Here is a 19,680-nt window from a genome sequence, read left to right as displayed (position 1 = left end):
ACTACTCTTACTTGTTTATATAATGTTCTCTCGTTGTATTTTATAGTCCGCTTCTGCTACTGTTGACATCTTCCTCGCCCATGTAATCTTGAACGGTTCTGAATCCGATGTAACTCCTTGCGGAATCTTGATATTCGTAATCCCTGGTACTTACCTGAAGGAAGTAGGCCACATCTTTCCAAGAACCTCCACGGATAACCTTACGTTGATTGTCCTGTGAACCGATGTTCGGGTTCATAGTGGACAGATATTCGTAAGCGCCTTGATCAAAGCTGGAGTTGGTCCATTCAGATACGTTACCAGCCATGTTGTACAAGTTGTATTCGTTGGGCTCAAAGGATTTTGCCTCTACCGTATATAGGGCTGCATCGGCTGCGTAGTCCCCACGTTGTGGTTTAAAGTTGGCCATAAAACACCCAGTGTCACTGATCACATACGGACCACCCCAAGGATATGTACCTCCTTCAATACCACCTCTTGCGGCATATTCCCATTCTGCTTCGGTCGGCAATCTGAATTGGTTCACAAATTGCTTTCCACGACTTTTCTGGTCGTCGTTCTTGAATTTAGTTCTCCAGTTACAGAAAGCCTTGGCCTGCATCCAGTTGACCCCCACTACAGGATAGTCGCTATAGGCGTCGTGCCAGAAGTAATCGTTGTGCATTGGCTCGTTGTAGCTGTATTCAAAATCTCGAATCCATACAGTGGTATCTGGATAAATTTCCAGTTCCTCTTGTTTGATGAAGTCCTTTCTACTGCCCGATCTTGCTCTGGCAGCAGCTTCGATATCCATCCAGCTGTACTTGTATTTGATTTTTGTGACATCGATGCTTCTCAATCCATTGTAGCTCTCCTCTTCCGGAAGATACATGGAGTCCATAACCTCAGCATAGTACTCATCCGGATATTCGGAAGTATCCCATACAAGGTCAACATCTTTGTTCAAGGCCCTGCCTTCATAATAATTATCTCCCATACCCGCATAATTGTCGAGCATGTACTTATCGTAAACGGAAAGTTCGGTGGTGTCGGTATCCTTGAAGGCGTACTCGCCGATACCCTCATCCTCTGGGCTTATGCCCAACTCATCGGCCAAAATGGCCAATCTGGTCCTTACAATGGAATCCTTGACCCACTCCACAAACTGACGGTACTCACTATTGGTGATTTCCGTATCGTCCATATAAAAGGAACGTACGGTAACCGTTCTTGTGGGAGCGTTCAATACTTTTGCCTGATCCTCTTCGGCTTTACCCATAACAAAGGCGCCTTGGGGAATCAGTTCCATTCCATAGGGTTTTTCTGGATGCCATTTTTTTCCCTTTACCCCAACTAGTTCACCTTTTGACCTTGATTTAGAGCCACAACTGGTAAGCAAAAAAACAAGTGCTAGAGATGAAAAGAATAGCTTTCTCATACTTTAGGTTAAATTGTTCGATTCAAGATTTAAATAACTGTGCTACACACATTCATTACTCTCAAAACTGATTTTTGAATGAATTATTGTGTAAAAACAATTAATGATCAAAATTTAATTTATTTAGTTCAAGCCCTTTCTATAGGCTTTGAACCACCTTTCGGGAATGTTCTGGTTGCAAGCATCCAAATAGTCCTCTTCGGTGCAAGGTAATAACGCCACCGAATTTGTTTTAGTATGTTCAGCTAAAATTGTTGGTACTTCCACCCACCATCTTTCCGTGACATGGCTTTTAAAGAAGATCAATTCCTCCGTGTCCGTGGGTACAGTAAACTTTGTGAAGTCTTCGCTCTTAGAGCTTGGGTATTCTTTTATCCTATAGCTCAGGCCCTCTATGAAATACCAAATGATCTGTGCTATCATCTGAAAAGCCTGATGGGAATTCTCCCCTTCGTAGATGCCAAAAAGGGATACTTTATCGCTAATTCCCGCATAGCGGGCAATGGCACATATCTCCCTGCCCGTAAAACCGTTGGGGGAAAAATTTCGGGTCATCCCCATTTCGCTGGCACGGATGGCGCGCAAGTCCAAGCTTACAATATCACTGCTGCGCAATACGGGTTCCGCCAATTCTATGTTAGCGGCAATCTCGCCCAATCGATAGGCATCGAAAAAAAGACGCTCCATCAAATCCTTTTCTTCCTGGGCATTGAAATAACTCTGGTATCCTATATTGGAGAAGTTGAAAAGATTGTTGGGCTTATCGGTGATGATCTTGCTCATATAGGAATGTGATGAAATCAGTTCATCGTCCTCACCAAAGTCGAACCGACTATCGATGGAGACCAGATTCACCATATTCTTTATTTTATCAAAAGCGCGGTAGGTAGGAAAAGTAATATCTTGTGTAAGCCCCAATACTATGGGTATGATGTTTTCCTCGAGCAACCCCGCCACGATTTCCTTTACCACAAAATAGGTGTCCTCAACGGTATCGCCTTCCTCCACATCCCCGATATCGATAATGGTGGAGTTCCAGTTGCCCATCATTAAGCGGTACAGTTGAATACGGACTTCGTCCAAATCCAATTTTTCTGGTTTTTTCTCAAAAGCATTTCTGGATTCCAATACGCCAAAAATGGCAACATCGGCATGGGCGAATACCGGAAGTCCGTCCTTTTCCGTGTGCATGTGGACGTTTTTTCCCAATGCTTGTCCTGGCAACAATTCGGAATGCGCCAATACCTTGTCCTTGACCGGAACCAGAAAATCAAATGCCATCTTTTTATTTGAACTTTATGATATTTTTTTTGAATTCAATTCCGAAATCTAAATGAATGCTATAAAGTAGGGATATTATTTCTTCGTACTTATTCCCCAGATTCTCCCAACTATGATCAGTCCAATTCCAAGTCCTACCAAGAGTCCAGAAATAAAATCCATAGTATCATTTTTAAGCACAAAACGAATTACAATTCCGACTAGCAGGATTAGCAGGCCAATGATTCTTACTTTATTCATGCTATTTCTTAGCTTTTGCTTTTGTCTTGGCTTTTTTCTTTGGTGATTTCTTTTCCAGTAGGGCCTGCGCTTCTTCCAAAGTGATCTTTGTGGCATCCACATCCTTGGAGAGCTCCACCTTTACCCTACCTTTTATGATATTGTGTCTTCCCCAACGGGCTTTTTCTATCCTGATTTTTTCTTCGGGCCATTCTTGAATGAGCTTTTCAGCTTCCTTCTTCTTTTTGGCCTCGATCAATTCAGCAATATCCCCTTCGGATAGATTGTCAAAATCGTATTTCTTGTTCACATTGATGAACATGCCGTCCCATTTGATGAAAGGTCCAAACCTACCTTTCCCTTTGGTAACGTCTTTTCCTTCGTAGGTCGCAATTGGCGCATCGGCCTTTTGCTTTTCAATGATCAGCTCTATGGCTCGGTCCATATCCACATCAAAGGCACTTTCGCCCTTGGCTAGGGATATGAATTTTTTTCCGAATCGGACATAGGGTCCGTAACGGCCCACATTGGCCTCCACTTCCTCACCTTCGTACACACCCAATTTTCTTGGGAGTTCAAAAAGCGTCATGGCCTCTTCAAATGTAATGGTACCTATGGACTGATCGGGCAACAAACTGGCGAACTCAGGTTTTTCCTCATCGTCCACCGTACCAATTTGTACCATCGGTCCAAAACGACCCAATCTTACGGATACTTGCCTGCCTGATTTTGGGTCGGTACCCAACACACGCTCTCCACTGGCACGCTCAGCATTCTCCTCGACCTCCAACACATTGGGATGAAAATCCTTGTAGAAAGTTTTCATCATTTCTTGCCAATCCTCCTCACCGGATGCGATCTCATCAAAATCCTCTTCTACTTGGGCCGTGAAATTATAATCCAGTATTTGGGTAAAATGGGTCACCAAAAAGTCGTTCACGATCATCCCGATATCCGTGGGAACGATTTTTCCTTTTTCTGAACCGACCATCTCCGTCAGTTGCTTGTCTGAGACTTTGCTTTCTTCGAGCACCAATTGCGCGTACTTGCGTTCAGAACCTTCCACCGTACCTTTTTCCACATATCCTCTATTTTGGATGGTTGATATGGTCGGTGCGTAGGTGGATGGTCTACCAATTCCCAATTCTTCCAGTTTCTTTACCAAAGAGGCTTCGGAATATCTATAAGGTGGTCGTGTGAATCTTTCTGTGGCGGAAATAAACACATTTTGAAGCGGCTCTCCCACTTTCATGGCCGGCAACATGCCTTCTTGCTCCTCTCCATCTTCATCATCGGTTCCCTCCAGGTATACTTTAAGGAAACCATCGAACTTCACCACTTCCCCATTTGCAGAGAATTCTTCGTTATGGGTGCTCGCTTTTATTTTCACATTGGTACGTTCCAATTGGGCATCGCTCATCTGCGAAGCAAGGGTACGTTTCCAAATCAGTTCGTATAATTTTGCTTGGTCGCGCTCCAGTTGGGGCGACTGTAATTTCATATCGGTCGGGCGAATGGCCTCGTGAGCTTCTTGTGCTCCTTTGGATTTGCCCGTAAAGTTCCTGGTTTGACTGTACTTTTCGCCATAGTTGTCCAGAATGGCGTCTTTTGCCGCTGCAATAGCTTCGTTGGACAGATTGACGCTATCCGTTCTCATATAGGTTATGAGACCTGCTTCGTACAACCGTTGCGCGACCTGCATGGTTCGGCTTACCGAAAAATAAAGTTTTCTTGAAGCTTCCTGCTGTAATGTGGATGTGGTAAAGGGTGCAGCTGGCGATTTCTTTGCTGGCTTTTGGGACAAATCGGAAACCGAAAAGTTCGCCCCAATGTTTTCTTTCAGAAATTTCTCTGCTGCGTCCTTCGTGGGAAATGTTTTGTTCAGCTTAGCGGCAAACGCATTGCCACCATCTGTTTTGAATTCCGCTTTGATACGAAATGAGGCCTCTGGGGTAAATCCTTCAATCTCGCGCTCCCGTTCCACAATCAAGCGCACTGCTACGGATTGCACCCTACCTGCGGAAAGTCCCGGTTTTATTTTCTTCCAAAGCACTGGTGATAGTTCATAGCCCACCAATCGGTCCAACACCCTACGTGCCTGTTGTGCATTGACCAAATTGTAGTTAATGTCCCTTGGGTTCTCAATCGCTTTTTGGATGGCCGATTTGGTAATGGAGTTGAAAACGATTCGTTTGGTCTTGTTTTTGTCCAAGCCCAACTCTTCTGCCAAGTGCCAGGATATGGCTTCCCCTTCTCGGTCCTCATCACTGGCCAACCAAATGGTCTCTGCTTTCTTTGCCAAGTCCTTGAGTTTTTTTACCAAGGCCTTCTTCTCCTTATCTACGGTGTATTTTGGCTTAAAATCGTTCTCCACATCAACACCGAGCTCTTTTGAGGGAAGGTCGGCTATGTGCCCAAAACTTGACTCTACTTGAAATTCTTTTCCTAGAAATCGTTCAATGGTCTTTGCTTTGGCGGGGGACTCTACAATAACTAAATTCTTTGGCATGCACTGGGTTTTGTGATAACAAAAGTATATCAATTTTTCGATTTTAGGGTTTTACCCCCGTCCCAATAAAAAAATATCCCACTAAAAGTGGGATATAAAAACTGATTTTTCATGCCATTATTCAAGCCCTATTTGACTAATGAGCTTAATACTGTTGTCGAGATACTCATATTGGTACAGGATTTCATCGCCGACCATGATCAAGTGGTTTTCCATGGGAATGACATCAAACGTAACAATATCTTCAAAGTGATTTAACTCTTTCAAGTCGTTTATATCTGTTTTATCGTAGACTTTAAGACCGGAGTCCCCGTCACAGATAAATATTTTTTCATCCTTGATGCCCAAACCATAAGGTCCATCCATCGGATAGGATATGGCCAGTTCAGGATTTTCTATATCAGAAATATCGACAATGAACAACCCACTTTCCGTAGCACCGCACATATTTCCTCCCCTTAAGGTCACATAGGCATAATCGCCGTCGACCACAACGGGATCACAAGCCGTTCCATGTTCAAATTCCGAAACCAATGTTGGCGTACCAGGGGATGTAATATCATATATGTACATGCCTCTCATGCTTCCCAAGAACAAATAGTTGTCTCTATTGAAAATGGTTTCGATATCAAATCCTGCATAAACATCTTCCAAAACTTGGGGGTTGTCCAAATCCGATATATTGAAAACGTTGATATTGTGACTGTCCACGGCATAGAGATAATCCTCTACAATTTTGAACCTTGCCAACGACCCTCCTTCCCCTGTTCCATCACTGGCATTATTCATCACTTCCCCAAAGGCAATGCCGTAATCCCCGAAACGCGCTCGATACTGCTCTTCCGTTAGACGTTCGGAAACCACTTCCCAACCAATCAAAATGTCGTTGGAGCCATAGTCATAATCGCCATATTCGACCACATCTGCCTCAAAAGGAGCGGCTACGTAGCTTTGCAACACATTCTCCAACCGATTCACTATGGTGATATTGTCAAGGTCTGAAATATCCAGTACCACCAAATCCATCAAACTGTCGGCAAACAAATAATCATTCTTTACCGAAATATCCACATTCCCCGGGATTTGGATAAAAGCCACCTTTACCGGCTGGCTGGGATTACTGTTGTCAATGACATGAACCCCTTGGTACTTATCGTTAATGAAAATGTAATCCCCATAAGTATAGACTTTGCCCGATTCATCCATGGGACGTGGTGCGATTATATCCACACTATTGGAAAATTCCGCCCTGCTCATGGTTAGTGGACGAGCTACCAAATACTCTTCAGATGGTCCGTTGGAATCATCAGTGGAACAAGAAGTGATGAGCAAAAAATTAATGCATAAAAATAAAATGGTCTTGGTTTTCATAGTAGTTTGCTTTTTAATTGTTTAGATACAATCAGGAGAATATCGTTGCGCCCAAGACCTATAAAAATTTAAACATCCATGGAAATTCCCACGGCATCCTTATATATAAAGTAGATTGGGATTTTACTGAACATGGCGGTAAATAAAACCCCAACCAAACATAAGACCACACCGAGTTGCGACACTAATCCAGCTACGATTACCAAAAGAAATATCATCAACCAGTTTTTATTACCCAGCGCAAAGCCCGCTTTTACGATTTCCAGAGCGGTAAGTTCCTTGTCAAAGGCGAAAAAGGCAGGAAACAGGGACATGGGCACCACCAAATAAATGATTCCCAATCCACAGGTCAATAATCCCAACAGGGACAAACCTGTCATTATCAAGGAAAGAATCAGAGCCTTGATCAAATGTTCTTTATTGAAGTAATAGAAGTAATCATCCTTTCCTGATTCATTGAGATCATATTTTCTACAAATGCGCAAAAAAGCGGCGTTCAAACAAATACCAACTGTCATCACACCTACAGAAAAAATTGGCATCATTAAACTCATCAATCCCGCAAAAGCAGGCGGCATCTCCTGTTCATCAAATGCATTGGGATCACTTATTCCCATAGCGACCATAGGCAGGTAAATCAATAAATAAAAGGGCAAAATGCTCACGAAGGTCAATACAAGAGTAAGAAATCCTTGCAGCCATACTTTTTTGAAGAGCTCCACAGAATTATTGAATACAGTTCCAAACTCTACTGGTGCACTCTGTTTGATTCTTTCGGAAAGGTTTGTGAAATTCATCTTTTAAATTGGTTATGTTTTAAGCTTGAAGGTAACACTAACAAGGGATATCGCAATATATTATTAAAAAATACTGCCATATTGTCACTAAATTGTAATAAGCACTATCTTTGCACCCCATTGAAACATTTATGATAGAGGAAAAGAGCGTGGAAAAAGTAATAGACGAAAGCCAACAGGGAAGCACCTTGGCGCTGGAAAACAATGAAAAGAACGGCAGAAAGCTGTACATAGAAAGCTATGGCTGCCAAATGAATTTTTCCGATAGCGAAATCGTAGCATCCATTTTGGCCAAGGAAGGTTTCAATACCACCCAAAACTTGGACGATGCCGATTTGGTTTTGGTGAACACTTGTTCCATTCGTGAAAAGGCCGAGCAAACGGTTCGCAAACGTTTGGAAAAGTTCAATGCGGTAAAAAGAACCAAGCCCAACATGAAAGTGGGTGTTCTTGGGTGCATGGCCGAACGCCTGAAGAGCAAGTTCTTGGAAGAAGAGAAAATCGTGGACATGGTTGTGGGACCAGATGCTTACAAAGACCTCCCCAACCTGATCCAGGAAATTGATGAAGGTAGAAATGCGGTAAACGTTATCCTTTCCAAAGATGAGACCTATGGCGATGTGGCTCCCGTTCGTTTGAACACCAACGGAGTCTCCGCTTTTGTTTCCATTACACGTGGATGCGACAACATGTGCACGTTCTGCGTGGTTCCTTTTACGCGAGGAAGGGAACGTAGCCGCGACCCACAATCCATTCTGGAAGAAGTAAACGACCTTTGGGAAAGGGGGTTCAAGGAAATTACACTTTTAGGCCAAAACGTGGACAGCTACCTTTGGTATGGCGGCGGATTGAAAAAGGATTTTGACAAGGCCACGGACATGCAAAAAGCCACTTCAGTAAACTTTGCAGGATTGTTGGAACTTGTGGCTCAAGCCCAACCTAAAATGCGCATCCGTTTTTCCACCTCCAACCCACAGGACATGACCTTGGATGTCATCGAGGCCATGGCCAAGTACAGAAATATCTGCAAGTACATTCACTTGCCCGTACAGAGTGGAAGCAACCGTATTCTGAAAGCAATGAATCGTTTGCATACGCGTGAGGAATATTTTGAATTGATTGATAACATCAAAAAAATAATTCCCGATTGTGCCATAAGTCAAGATATGATTACCGGCTTCCCAACAGAAACAGAGGAGGACCATCAGGATACCTTGAGTTTGATGGAATACGTAAAATATGATTTCGGTTTTATGTTCGCTTATTCCGAAAGACCTGGAACATTGGCCGAGCGTAAAATGGAAGATGACATTCCTGAAGCTATCAAAAAAAGACGCCTGACGGAAATCATCGAACTGCAGCAAGAGCATAGCCATTACCGTACCCAAGAACATTTGGGAAAGACTGAAGAAGTTCTTATCGAGGGAACTTCCAAAAAATCGGATGTTCACTGGATGGGCCGTAATTCCCAAAATACCGTTGTGGTATTTCCAAAGGAAAATTACAAGGTAGGCGATTTCGTCAACGTCAAAATCAATGAATGTACATCGGCAACCCTTATCGGGGAAGCAGTGGAATATTCAGAAAACAATTAATAACCATTTGCATTACGCTCGGCTGTCAATCGCAACTGAAGTACAATGTTGAATTAAAAAAATTCCTGCCATCGCAGGAATGAAAATATATGGAAAGTGTACAATCCATAAAACAGCGGTTCGAGCTCATCGGGAACGATGTCAAGCTCAACCGTGCCATAGAAAAGGCCATACAAGTCGCTCCCACCGATATTTCTGTATTGGTAACAGGAGAGAGTGGTGTGGGAAAGGAATCCATTCCCAAGATCATTCACTCACTCTCCCACCGAAAGCACGCCAAATACATTGCCGTAAACTGCGGTGCCATTCCCGAGGGAACCATTGACAGCGAACTCTTCGGACACGAAAAAGGAGCCTTTACCGGAGCCACCCAAACCCGTAGCGGTTATTTTGAAGTGGCCGATGGCGGAACCATTTTCTTGGACGAGGTCGGAGAACTCCCGTTGACCACCCAAGTTCGTTTGTTACGTGTACTGGAAAATGGGGAATTTCTTAAAGTAGGGTCTTCCCAAGTGCAAAAAACGGATGTGAGGATTGTGGCCGCCACCAACATCAATATGTTCGAGGCCATTCAAAAAGAAAAATTCCGTGAGGATCTGTATTACAGGTTGAGCACGGTTGAAATCAATTTGCCACCGCTTCGCGACAGAAGGGAAGACATCCATTTGTTGTTCAGAAAATTTGCTTCGGATTTTGGACAGAAATATAAAATGCCTACGATCCGCTTGGAGGATGATGCGGTAAATTTATTGTTGCAATACCGTTGGCCTGGAAACATTCGTCAATTACGGAACATCGCAGAACAAATTTCGGTACTTGAAGAGGAACGAAGTATTTCTGCCACAACCTTTAAAAGTTATTTGCCCGATTCAAGCGGTTCCAACTTGCCTGCCGTTGTGGGACAGGCTAAAAAAGAAGGGGATTTCAGCAATGAGCGCGAAATCTTGTACAAAGTGCTCTTCGACATGAAGAGCGATTTGAACGACCTTAAAAAATTGACTCTGGAAATCTTAAAAGAGAACGACTCCCACAAGGTACAGCGTGAAAACGAGGGATTGATTCGCAAAATATATGGCAGTCAAGAGCAGGAAGAAGATATAGAACACGAGGAGACCCCTGCTGAACTGTTGCATTTGCCAGAGCCCGTGTTGGAACCAACCACACCGGCTCCGTCACAACAACCACCAGAGGACAGATATCATTTTGCGGAGGAAATCGAAGAGGAAGAAACCCTATCTTTACAGGAAAAGGAAATCGAATTGATTAAAAAGTCCCTAGAGCGCAATAAGGGAAAACGTAAGGCCGCAGCAGCCGAGCTCGGAATTTCGGAAAGAACGCTCTACAGAAAAATAAAACAGTACGATCTTTAATCAAGAGTAAAAGTTTGAGAACAATGATGAAAAAGAATGGTTTAAAGGTTGGGTTGGTTGGACTTGTTTTGTTCCTACAGAGCTGTGGAGCCTACAACTTCTCAGGTGCCGATATCGGTACCGCCGAAAGTTTTCAAGTCAACTTTTTCCAGAACTATGCCGATCAAACGCCCGGTTCCGTAATTGTACCCGGACTGGGTCGGGATTTTACCTTGGCACTGCAGGACATGATCAACAACTTGACCAGCTTGTCCTTGACAGGTAGCAATGGGGATTTGTTGTACGAAGGAGAAATCGTGGAGTACAAAGTGGTACCGATGACAGCCACCTCTGACCAACGAACAGCTCAAAACCGACTGACGATGAGCGTTAACGTTCGGTTCTACAATACAACAAAGGAAGATGCCGATTTTGAAAGGAGATTTTCCTTCTTTTATGATTTTGATGCCGCAGCGGCCTTGCCGTCGATACAGGCAGCCGCCCATGAAGAGATTTTTGAACGACTTACCCAAGACATTTTCAATGCTTCCTTGGGAAATTGGTAGCAGTATATGAACGTTTCGGATTTTATACATATTCTTCAAAACTCCAATACCATCCTATCGCCCAATCAAACTAGGGAACTGGAAGGCATTATTGAGGAATACCCCTATTTTCAGGCCGCTCGCGCCTTGCATTTAAAGGGACTTAAAAATCTGGACAGCTATAAGTACAACAGTGCCTTAAAAGTAACCGCTGCCCATACGGCAGACAGGGATGTTCTTTTTGATTACATCACATCAAAGGAATTCATACAGAACAATATTGCGGATGCCATTGCTGGAAGGGGGGCAAAACTGGAAGACCAAGAGGCCGTTTCAGAAGAAATTCAGCCCAACCCGAATGCTGCAAGTATGCTCTCGGAATCCAACGAACCAGCATTGCCTCAGAATTTAACCGATGCGGAACAGATTCTCAATCCAGAACTTTTTGAATCGCGAACATCCAATAAAGAAGTTGAAAAGGAGACGGAAGAAATCAAAGAATCAGATTCCGATTTAAACTTGGGCAAGCCGATTCCCTTCACAAAAAAAGAGAAGCATTCCTTTACCGAATGGCTTCAGCTTACCTCCCATACCGATGAGCCCCAAGACACCCCCGAAGTGGATGCCATGGAAGAATTGGAACGGAAGAAAAAGTTTGAGCTGTTGGACAAGTTCATCGAGAACAACCCCAAGATAGTTCCCAAGGAAACCAACCCAAAAGTCAATATTAAAGAGTCGACAAAAATCGACAAAAACGAGTTGATGACAGAGACGTTGGCCAAGGTTTATCTGGAGCAGAAAAAGTATAAAAAGGCCATTCAAGCGTTTAAAATATTGAGTTTGAAATATCCAGAAAAAAGTGGTTTCTTTGCAGATCAAATTCAGGCGGTGAAGAAGCTGCAGAAAGAAAAAGATTAAGTTTTAAGATATGAGCACGTTTGCAATTTTTTTGGTATTGATCATTATCGTGTGCCTTTTATTGGTCTTGGTCATTATGGTCCAAAACCCAAAAGGAGGTGGTTTGTCCTCATCCTTCGGAGGAAGTGGCAACCAAGTTGTTGGTGGCGTAAAGAAAACAGGGGACTTCTTGGATAAGAGTACCTGGACCCTTGCCACCCTATTGATTGTTTTGATATTGCTTTCCAATGTTTCCTTAAAAGGAAACTATAGCCAAGCAGATTCCAAACTACTTCAAGGTGACGATACGGAAATACCGGAAACGGTTCCTGAGGAAGTACCAGAACAACTTCCACCAGCCGACACTACAAGTCCAGTAGACACTATTGGATAATAAAAAGTGACAAAGCATAGAAAAATGCCAGCTTGAAATGACAAGCTGGCATTTTTGTTTTCCAGAATGTCAGTTTTTGTGCAATGGCACAATTTCTGCCTTTTAGATTCAAGAATTTTTAAAACAAACACCTAAAAATTAAAAATATGGCTAAAGTAAATATCAAACCATTGGCAGACAGGGTTTTGATTGAGCCTCTACAGGCCGAGACCAAAACTGCCTCCGGTATCATCATTCCGGACAACGCAAAAGAAAAACCACAAAAGGGAACTGTTGTGGCTGTTGGACCTGGAACCAAGGACGAAAAGGTCACCGTTAAAGTCGGTGATACCGTTCTTTATGGAAAATATGCCGGCACCGAACTAAAGTTCGATGGCACCGACTATTTGATGATGCGCGAAAGCGATATTTTGGCAATTGTATAACTAAAAATCAACTAGAAAGAAATGGCAAAAGATATTAAGTTTGACATAGATGCACGTGACGGTCTGAAAAGAGGCGTTGATAAATTGGCCGAGGCTGTTAAAGTAACCTTGGGACCAAAAGGTAGAAACGTAATCATCAGCAAGTCCTTTGGAGCACCACAAGTAACCAAAGATGGTGTATCTGTTGCAAAAGAAATTGAATTGGAAGACGCCCTTGAAGATATGGGTGCACAAATGGTAAAGGAAGTTGCTTCCAAAACCAACGATCAAGCCGGTGACGGTACCACAACCGCAACCGTTTTGGCCCAAGCTATCGTAAAAGAAGGTCTTAAAAACGTTGCAGCAGGTGCAAATCCAATGGATTTGAAACGCGGAATCGACAAAGCCGTAGAAGCTTTGGTAGCCGACCTGCAAAAACAAACCAAAGAAGTTGGTAACGACTCAGATAAAATTAAGCAGGTAGCTTCCATCTCTGCGAACAACGACGAGGCCATTGGTGATTTGATAGCCAAGGCATTCGCCAAAGTTGGAAAAGAAGGTGTGATCACTGTGGAAGAGGCAAAAGGTACCGATACGTATGTTGACGTGGTAGAAGGTATGCAGTTTGATAGAGGATATCTTTCTCCTTACTTCGTGACCGATACCGATAAAATGATTGCCGATTTGGAGAACCCTTATATTCTTCTTTTCGACAAGAAAATCTCCAACCTACAGGAAATTCTCCCTATCCTTGAGCCAGTAGCGCAATCAGGAAGACCTCTTTTGATCATTGCTGAAGACGTAGAAGGGCAAGCTCTTGCTACATTGGTAGTGAACAAATTGAGAGGTGGTCTTAAAATTGCCGCTGTGAAAGCTCCAGGTTTTGGTGACAGAAGAAAAGCCATGTTGGAAGACATCGCTATCTTGACCGGTGGTACCGTAATCTCTGAAGAAAGAGGTTTCTCTTTGGAAAACGCTTCTTTGGATATGTTGGGTACTGCTGAGACCGTAACCATTGACAAGGACAATACGACCATTGTTAACGGAAACGGAAATGCAGATGACATTAAAGCGAGAGTAAACCAGATCAAAGCTCAAATCGAGACCACAACATCTGATTACGATAAAGAAAAACTTCAGGAACGTTTGGCCAAATTGGCCGGTGGTGTTGCCGTACTTTACGTTGGTGCCGCTTCTGAAGTGGAAATGAAAGAGAAAAAAGACCGTGTGGACGATGCCTTGCACGCAACCCGTGCCGCTGTTGAAGAAGGTATAGTTGCCGGTGGTGGTGTTGCCTTGGTAAGAGCCAAAAAGGTTCTTGAGAAATTGGCAACCGACTCTTTGGATGAAACCACAGGTGTACAGATCGTGGCCAAAGCCATTGAAGCTCCTTTGCGTACTATCGTAGAGAATGCTGGTGGTGAAGGTTCCGTGGTTATCGCCAAAGTATTGGAAGGCAAGAAAGACTTCGGTTACGATGCCAAGTCCGATAAATACGTGGATATGCTTAAAACAGGAATCATCGATCCCAAAAAAGTGACCCGTATTGCTTTGGAGAACGCAGCATCTGTTTCAGGAATGATCTTGACCACAGAGTGTGCCTTGACCGATATCAAGGAAGATGCCCCAGCAATGCCTCCAATGGGAGGTGGTGGTGGAATGCCAGGCATGATGTAATCAACAATCTTATTCGGATTAAAAATAGGAACGCCCCGATGCAAATCGGGGCGTTTTCTTTTCTCTTAAGTTGTACGGTTCTGCAGAGAACCAAAAACCACAAGTTACTTCTTCTTACCAGTAGCTTGGGCAGTCTTCTTGGCAACAGGCTTCACAGCTTTTGCAGGAGATGACTTTCCGTTTGACTTTGCTTGTTTCATCAGTCAATAATTTAAAAACTGAAGTAAATGTATTTCAGAAATGAATCCGTATCATTTATTTGGCTAAATATTAACTAAAACTAGTCGATGGTTCCCACTACACTGCCACAAGTGAGCATGGCATCACCATAGTAGGGATTCCGGATTTCTTCCTCCAGACTGAGCCAATCAGCCCCCTTATCATTATTGGCCATCGGACAACGTTGCACATAAAGCTTTGTATCTAAATTTTGCATTTGCTGCCCTATTTGAATCATATTTTGGGAAAGGCGGACAAAAACATCTCGTTGATTCTCCAGTTTATTTTTTGAAGCCATATCCCTGAATTGTTCCGCTAATTTGGACATATGGGTCTTTCCCATGTCATCCATTTGCATATTGCTGATTTCTGAAGCCATTCCAGCTCCTTTTTGTGCCCATGTTTGCGTTTGTTCCTGATTCGAAGCAACTAGAGCATCCTTTAAATCCAAATAAACCTTTAACAAATCCCCAAACTTACCTTGTGCTTCTTGGGAAAACGCCATTGACATGCTAGAATGAGCTCCATTACCCATTTGCATGGTTTCCCCATCTTGATTCATCATGGATCTTTTTCCTTGTAATTGCGCTGCTGCATCCACCGTAAAAGTACCTTTGGCCACGACTAAATCCCCAGATTCCAAACCTGAATTGACCACATAATCCCCATTTCGTAAGTTACCCAACTGTACTTCTCGCATTTCAAAAATGGAATTATCTGGATTAGGCTGTACATAGACCAAAGACCGTTTTCCTGTCCACAAAACAGCACTTTCAGGAATGGTCAACACCCCATCTTCCTGATCGTCCCGCACCTCAACTTCGGCTTGCACAAACATACCTGGCTTGAGCATCCCTCTTGTATTGTCAAGTTCTGCACGCACCTCCAATGTTCTTGTATTCTTGTTCAATGTTGGAGCTACAAAAGAGACTTTGGCAGGGAATGTTTCATTGGGATATGATGTTGTCGTTACATGCAACGTCTGACCTTCTTCAAACAAACTCAACTGGTTTTCATAAGTATCAAAAATGGCCCAAACGGAATTCAAGTCGGCCACTTTCACCAAAGGCGAGCCTGTCTTGATATAATCACCTTCTTCCACCTTAATTTCTGAAACCACTCCGCCTACATTGGCATATACTGGAAAGTTTTCCTGTACCTGTCCAGAGCTTTCGATTTGATTAATCTGTGCTTCGGACAATTTCCAAAGCTTTAATTTGTTCCGGACCGCTTTGTACAATTCCGGTTGGGATTCCTTTAAAGTGGCAGCTGTCAATAATTCTTGCTGGGCGGAAACCAAGGCTGGCGCATAAATCGTGGCCAACTTTTGACCTTTTCGGACTTCTTCTCCCTCAAAATTGACAAAGATGTTTTCTATTCGCCCATCAAAGTAGGCAGATTGCACCGCATCCGATTCCTGATTGACAACAACTTTGCCGGAAACCTTTATGTTTTCTTCCCCATCCTTAGCTGCGCCAACTCGAACCGTCTCCACCCCTGCCAAAATCATGGCATTCTCCGTCATTTTAATTTGATTGGCCATAAGCCCCTCGCCTGCATTATCAGCAGGAATCAAATCCATTCCGCAGATCGGGCATGAGCCTGGCTCTTGCTTCATGATCTGCGGGTGCATGGAACAAGTCCACATTTCCCCCGAAGTTGATTCAGCGGTGTGGTCAGGTTCATTCATTGAAGTAGTTTCAGCATTGCCCCCAAATATGAGATACCCCACCAACAATCCAACCACAACGGCTATCCCAATGTATATGATGTTTTCCTTTTTCATAACGTTATCTTTTTCGTTTAACCACTTTCCTCATCGTGGGTGACGAGGTAAACCAAAGTAAAAATCCGCTCAACACGGTAATCAGTCCCAAGAGTGAGAAAGCTCGGAGCACGGTTGTGTTGAAATCATCCCTGCTTTCGTAATCCATGGTATGTGTCATCCAGAGAAAATCGAACCATCTCCAATTACGATGCCGTACGGTTTGAAACGACCCATCGGCCACTGAAACGTAGGCTTTGATATTCTCTGGTGAGTCGTAGCTAATCACATAGGCAGGTAGTTTTTTTTCTCGATATTCATGGTGCTTATCGGTTTCTTTGATTACCTCAACTCCTTTCACTTTTAATTCAGGTGACATTTGACGCTCCGCCACTGCCAACGCTTCCTCTTCTGTAATCCCCGCTTTAAGATTGCCATTTTTGGCATCCACTAAATAGTCGTTATTGATCCAGTAATAAGGCTTTCCTGCAATCTCCTTTAAGTTCAACGAACTGATTTTAACGGGCAAATTAACTTCTGAAAAACCAATAAGTCCATCAAAAGCTACAGGTTCATAGTCCATATTCCTGAAATGATCTCCGTGGATTTCGTCAATATCCGTCCAACTAAAGTAGAGACCACTTGCTGTCCACATAATGAATTGAATGCCCAAGAATATGCCCAAATACCTATGGGCCTTTCTAATTTTAACCGCTGTCGTCCGTTTTACCATTTTTGTTTTAGTCGATTGATTTAGTTCGCAATCTCAATGCATTGGCTATTACCGATACCGAGCTAAAGCTCATCGCCAAGGCAGCTATCATGGGCGAAAGCAAAATCCCGAAAAAGGGATAGAGTACACCTGCTGCAACTGGTACACCGATAGTGTTGTATATCAATGCGAAAAATAAGTTTTGTTTTATGTTTTTCATGACGGCCTCACTGAGGTTCCGTGCTTTTACAATACCGTGCAAGTCCCCTTTTACTAAAGTAATCATGGCACTTTCTATGGCCACATCGGTACCGGTACCCATAGCAATACCCAAGTTACTTTTGGCCAATGCTGGTGCATCGTTGATACCATCACCCGCCATAGCGACCACTTTACCTTCACTCTGCAAGCGCTCCACTTCCTTCATTTTGTCCTCAGGTAGGGTCTCTGCTTTGAAATCGTTCAAGTTTAACTCATTCGCAACGGCTTGGGCAGTAGTTGCATTGTCGCCAGTCAGCATGATTACCGAAATTCCCTTATTCTGAATCGCTTTGATGGCCTTACCACTGGTCTTCTTGATTCTATCCCCGATTGCCACAAAACCATGACATTTACCGTCTACAGCCAGATAGGAAACTGTTTTTCCTTTTTCTTGTGCATTTTTGACCTTATCCTTCATCTCATCAGAAATCTCCACATTGGCTTTTTCCATCAGTTTGATGTTCCCCAAATGAATTTCAGAGTCTTTGATCTTTCCTTCCACCCCCATGCCTGTAACGGCATTAAAGTATTTTGTTTTTAGCATTTTGATGCCTTGCTCCTGACCATATTTTACGGTCGCTTGAGCCAAAGGATGTTCACTATTGGCATTGACCGAAACTAGGTATTGCAGTAAATCTTTCTCCGAATACTCATCCGAAAAAACTTCCAAGTGACCAAAGGTGGGTTTTCCTTCGGTAATGGTTCCCGTTTTATCAATAATCAAGGTGTCCACATCCGCCATTTTCTCCAGAGCTTCAGCATTTTTGATCAACACTCCATTTTGGGCGCCTTTTCCGACTCCTACCATTACGGACATGGGTGTGGCAAGTCCTAAAGCACAAGGGCATGCAATGATCAAAACCGCAATGGCATTGATCAAGGCAAACACATAGGTTGGCTGCGGTCCCCAAATGGCCCATACTCCAAAGGTCAAAATGGAAATAACAACAACAGTCGGCACAAAATAGGCGGACACCTTATCGGCTAAATTCTGGATGGGCGCACGACTTCGGCTCGCCTCGTTTACCATGCTGATAATTTGCGAAAGCAGGGTGTCACTACCCACTTTTTCGGCCTTCATCAAAAACGTTTGATTCCCATTGATAGTACCGCTGCTCACTTTATCCTCTACTCCCTTCTCAACGGGAATGGGTTCCCCTGTGATCATGGATTCATCCACAGAAGTTTCCCCCTCGGTTATAACACCATCCACGGGAATTTTTTCTCCGGGTTTAACGCGTAAGACATCACCAAGTTCAATATCATCAATGCTTACCTCGACTTCTTCTCCATCGACTACTTTGATAGCCTTATTGGGTGCCAATTTCAATAATTCCTTTACCGCATTATTTGTTTTGCTATGCGCTCTGGCCTCCAACAATTGACCTAAAAGCACCAGGGTAAGGATTACGGTTGCTGCTTCAAAATAAACATGGACCGCACCTGTTTCCCCTTTAAACTGATCAGGGAAAAAATCTGGAAACAATAATCCAAGTACACTGAACACAAAAGCCACTCCAGCTCCAATCCCGATTAAGGTAAACATGTTCAAGTTCCATGTTTTGATACTTCGGTAGGCTCTTTCAAAAAACATCCAAGTAGCATAAAAAACCACAGGAATCGACAATGCGAACTGCACCCAATTCCAATATTTTGGAGCCAGTATTTCATGAAGCGGATTATTGGGCATCATATCGCTCATGGCAATCAAAAAGATGGGCAATGCGAACGCAAAGGCTATCCAAAACTTTTTGAGCAGTTTTTTATACGTTTTTTCCTCAGCACTGGCTTCTGGTTCTTTTGGCACCAAATCCATTCCACATTTTGGACAGGAACCTGGAGCATCTTCCACAACTTCGGGGTGCATGGGACAGGTCCATTGCTGCTTTGAGCTTGCAGCTGTATTTTGCTCTTCTACTAGATCCATGCCACAGACAGGACAATCACCGGGCTTGTCATAGGTTTTGTCTCCTTCACATTGCATAGGGCAATAAAAGGTACCGTTACCATTGGAAACCGCTTTCTTCTCCTTCTTCTCCGGTTTATGATGTTGACCGTTCGCATGAATACTGTACCCACCCCCATCGTTTTCCAGAGCTTCTTGGAACCTTTCGATCGGAATATGCCCCTCCATCTCAATCAAGGCCTCGGCTTTTTCCAAATTCACTTCAACCGCATTCACTCCATCCACTTTGGACAAGGTTTCTTCTACATGCTTTCTACAGCCATTACAGCTCATTCCGTGTATGTGATAGGTATGCTTCATCT

The 19,680-nt window shown here is 43.4% G+C and carries 15 protein-coding genes; 7 read left to right on the top strand and 8 right to left on the bottom strand.

The features are described 5' to 3' along the window. Nucleotides 1-40: 40 nt before the first annotated feature. The 5 genes from porK to EO132_RS12855 all read right to left on the bottom strand — a co-directional run bounded on the left by porK (nt 41) and on the right by EO132_RS12855 (nt 7,594). Nucleotides 41-1,417 (bottom strand): T9SS ring complex lipoprotein PorK/GldK, encoded by a 1,377-nt coding sequence (porK, locus tag EO132_RS12875; RefSeq protein ID WP_127138251.1) that lies wholly within the window; start codon nt 1,415-1,417, stop codon nt 41-43. Nucleotides 1,418-1,540: 123 nt separating this feature from the next. Then, nucleotides 1,541-2,698 (bottom strand): formimidoylglutamase, encoded by a 1,158-nt coding sequence (locus EO132_RS12870; protein ID WP_127138250.1) that lies wholly within the window; start codon nt 2,696-2,698, stop codon nt 1,541-1,543. A 241-nt stretch (nt 2,699-2,939) separates the two neighbouring features. Beyond that, nucleotides 2,940-5,426: a type I DNA topoisomerase gene (gene topA / locus EO132_RS12865; RefSeq protein WP_127138249.1), complete on the bottom strand. Its 2,487-nt coding sequence runs from the start codon at nt 5,424-5,426 to the stop codon at nt 2,940-2,942. Nucleotides 5,427-5,543: 117 nt separating this feature from the next. Continuing rightward, nucleotides 5,544-6,797, bottom strand: a complete 1,254-nt coding sequence (locus EO132_RS12860; RefSeq protein WP_127138248.1) for an LVIVD repeat-containing protein — start codon at nt 6,795-6,797, stop codon at nt 5,544-5,546. 68 nt (nt 6,798-6,865) lie between these two features. Further along, the gene (locus EO132_RS12855; RefSeq protein ID WP_127138247.1) at nt 6,866-7,594 is read right to left on the bottom strand and encodes a hypothetical protein; all 729 of its coding nucleotides are present in this window, start codon (nt 7,592-7,594) and stop codon (nt 6,866-6,868) included. Nucleotides 7,595-7,743: 149 nt separating this feature from the next. Here EO132_RS12855 and miaB point away from each other — a divergent pair, with 149 nt between their 5' ends. The 7 genes from miaB (at nt 7,744) to groL (ending at nt 14,455) form a co-directional block, all read left to right on the top strand. Then, nucleotides 7,744-9,189 carry a tRNA (N6-isopentenyl adenosine(37)-C2)-methylthiotransferase MiaB gene (gene miaB, locus EO132_RS12850; RefSeq protein WP_127138278.1) on the top strand — a complete coding sequence of 482 codons (1,446 nt, stop codon included), beginning with the start codon at nt 7,744-7,746 and terminating at the stop codon, nt 9,187-9,189. An 89-nt stretch (nt 9,190-9,278) separates the two neighbouring features. Then, entirely contained in the window at nt 9,279-10,559 is a 1,281-nt protein-coding gene (locus EO132_RS12845) for a sigma-54 interaction domain-containing protein (protein WP_127138246.1), read from the top strand. Between the two features lie 26 nt (nt 10,560-10,585). Beyond that, nucleotides 10,586-11,104 carry an LptE family protein gene (locus EO132_RS12840; protein ID WP_127138277.1) on the top strand — a complete coding sequence of 173 codons (519 nt, stop codon included), beginning with the start codon at nt 10,586-10,588 and terminating at the stop codon, nt 11,102-11,104. A 6-nt stretch (nt 11,105-11,110) separates the two neighbouring features. Further along, on the top strand, nt 11,111-12,001 hold the full coding sequence (locus EO132_RS12835) for a hypothetical protein (protein ID WP_127138245.1): 891 nt from the start codon (nt 11,111-11,113) through the stop codon (nt 11,999-12,001). Between the two features lie 10 nt (nt 12,002-12,011). Beyond that, nucleotides 12,012-12,374, top strand: a complete 363-nt coding sequence (gene secG, locus EO132_RS12830; protein ID WP_014032183.1) for a preprotein translocase subunit SecG — start codon at nt 12,012-12,014, stop codon at nt 12,372-12,374. A gap of 146 nt (nt 12,375-12,520) precedes the next feature. Further along, the gene (locus EO132_RS12825; RefSeq protein WP_014032184.1) at nt 12,521-12,799 is read left to right on the top strand and encodes a co-chaperone GroES; all 279 of its coding nucleotides are present in this window, start codon (nt 12,521-12,523) and stop codon (nt 12,797-12,799) included. 21 nt (nt 12,800-12,820) lie between these two features. Further along, complete coding sequence (groL, locus tag EO132_RS12820) at nt 12,821-14,455, top strand: chaperonin GroEL (RefSeq protein ID WP_127138244.1); 1,635 nt, start codon at nt 12,821-12,823, stop codon at nt 14,453-14,455. A 280-nt stretch (nt 14,456-14,735) separates the two neighbouring features. On the opposite strand, the gene EO132_RS12815 is transcribed toward groL, so the two are convergent. The 3 genes from EO132_RS12815 to EO132_RS12805 are packed head-to-tail and all read right to left on the bottom strand — an operon-like array spanning nt 14,736 to nt 19,678. Further along, nucleotides 14,736-16,460 (bottom strand): efflux RND transporter periplasmic adaptor subunit, encoded by a 1,725-nt coding sequence (locus EO132_RS12815; RefSeq protein WP_127138243.1) that lies wholly within the window; start codon nt 16,458-16,460, stop codon nt 14,736-14,738. A 4-nt stretch (nt 16,461-16,464) separates the two neighbouring features. After that, nucleotides 16,465-17,172 (bottom strand): hypothetical protein, encoded by a 708-nt coding sequence (locus EO132_RS12810; RefSeq protein WP_127138242.1) that lies wholly within the window; start codon nt 17,170-17,172, stop codon nt 16,465-16,467. A gap of 7 nt (nt 17,173-17,179) precedes the next feature. Further along, entirely contained in the window at nt 17,180-19,678 is a 2,499-nt protein-coding gene (locus tag EO132_RS12805) for a heavy metal translocating P-type ATPase (RefSeq protein WP_127138241.1), read from the bottom strand. Between the last annotated feature and the right edge of the window lie 2 nt (nt 19,679-19,680).

Origin of the sequence: Flagellimonas oceanensis, assembly GCF_003992595.1 — a bacterium.
In the GTDB taxonomy this organism is placed as follows: domain Bacteria; phylum Bacteroidota; class Bacteroidia; order Flavobacteriales; family Flavobacteriaceae; genus Flagellimonas; species Flagellimonas oceanensis.
Note: the sequence above shows the minus strand (reverse complement) of the source record. Positions and strands in the feature narration are given on the sequence as shown.

Coding starts and splice junctions, on each gene's coding strand:
- porK (WP_127138251.1), bottom strand. CDS start 1,417: ATGAGAAAGCTATTCTTTTCATCTCTAGCACTTGTTTTTTTGCTTACC.
- EO132_RS12870 (WP_127138250.1), bottom strand. CDS start 2,698: ATGGCATTTGATTTTCTGGTTCCGGTCAAGGACAAGGTATTGGCGCAT.
- topA (WP_127138249.1), bottom strand. CDS start 5,426: ATGCCAAAGAATTTAGTTATTGTAGAGTCCCCCGCCAAAGCAAAGACC.
- EO132_RS12860 (WP_127138248.1), bottom strand. CDS start 6,797: ATGAAAACCAAGACCATTTTATTTTTATGCATTAATTTTTTGCTCATC.
- EO132_RS12855 (WP_127138247.1), bottom strand. CDS start 7,594: ATGAATTTCACAAACCTTTCCGAAAGAATCAAACAGAGTGCACCAGTA.
- EO132_RS12845 (WP_127138246.1), top strand. CDS start 9,279: ATGGAAAGTGTACAATCCATAAAACAGCGGTTCGAGCTCATCGGGAAC.
- EO132_RS12840 (WP_127138277.1), top strand. CDS start 10,586: ATGAAAAAGAATGGTTTAAAGGTTGGGTTGGTTGGACTTGTTTTGTTC.
- EO132_RS12835 (WP_127138245.1), top strand. CDS start 11,111: ATGAACGTTTCGGATTTTATACATATTCTTCAAAACTCCAATACCATC.
- secG (WP_014032183.1), top strand. CDS start 12,012: ATGAGCACGTTTGCAATTTTTTTGGTATTGATCATTATCGTGTGCCTT.
- EO132_RS12825 (WP_014032184.1), top strand. CDS start 12,521: ATGGCTAAAGTAAATATCAAACCATTGGCAGACAGGGTTTTGATTGAG.
- groL (WP_127138244.1), top strand. CDS start 12,821: ATGGCAAAAGATATTAAGTTTGACATAGATGCACGTGACGGTCTGAAA.
- EO132_RS12815 (WP_127138243.1), bottom strand. CDS start 16,460: ATGAAAAAGGAAAACATCATATACATTGGGATAGCCGTTGTGGTTGGA.
- EO132_RS12810 (WP_127138242.1), bottom strand. CDS start 17,172: ATGGTAAAACGGACGACAGCGGTTAAAATTAGAAAGGCCCATAGGTAT.
- EO132_RS12805 (WP_127138241.1), bottom strand. CDS start 19,678: ATGAAGCATACCTATCACATACACGGAATGAGCTGTAATGGCTGTAGA.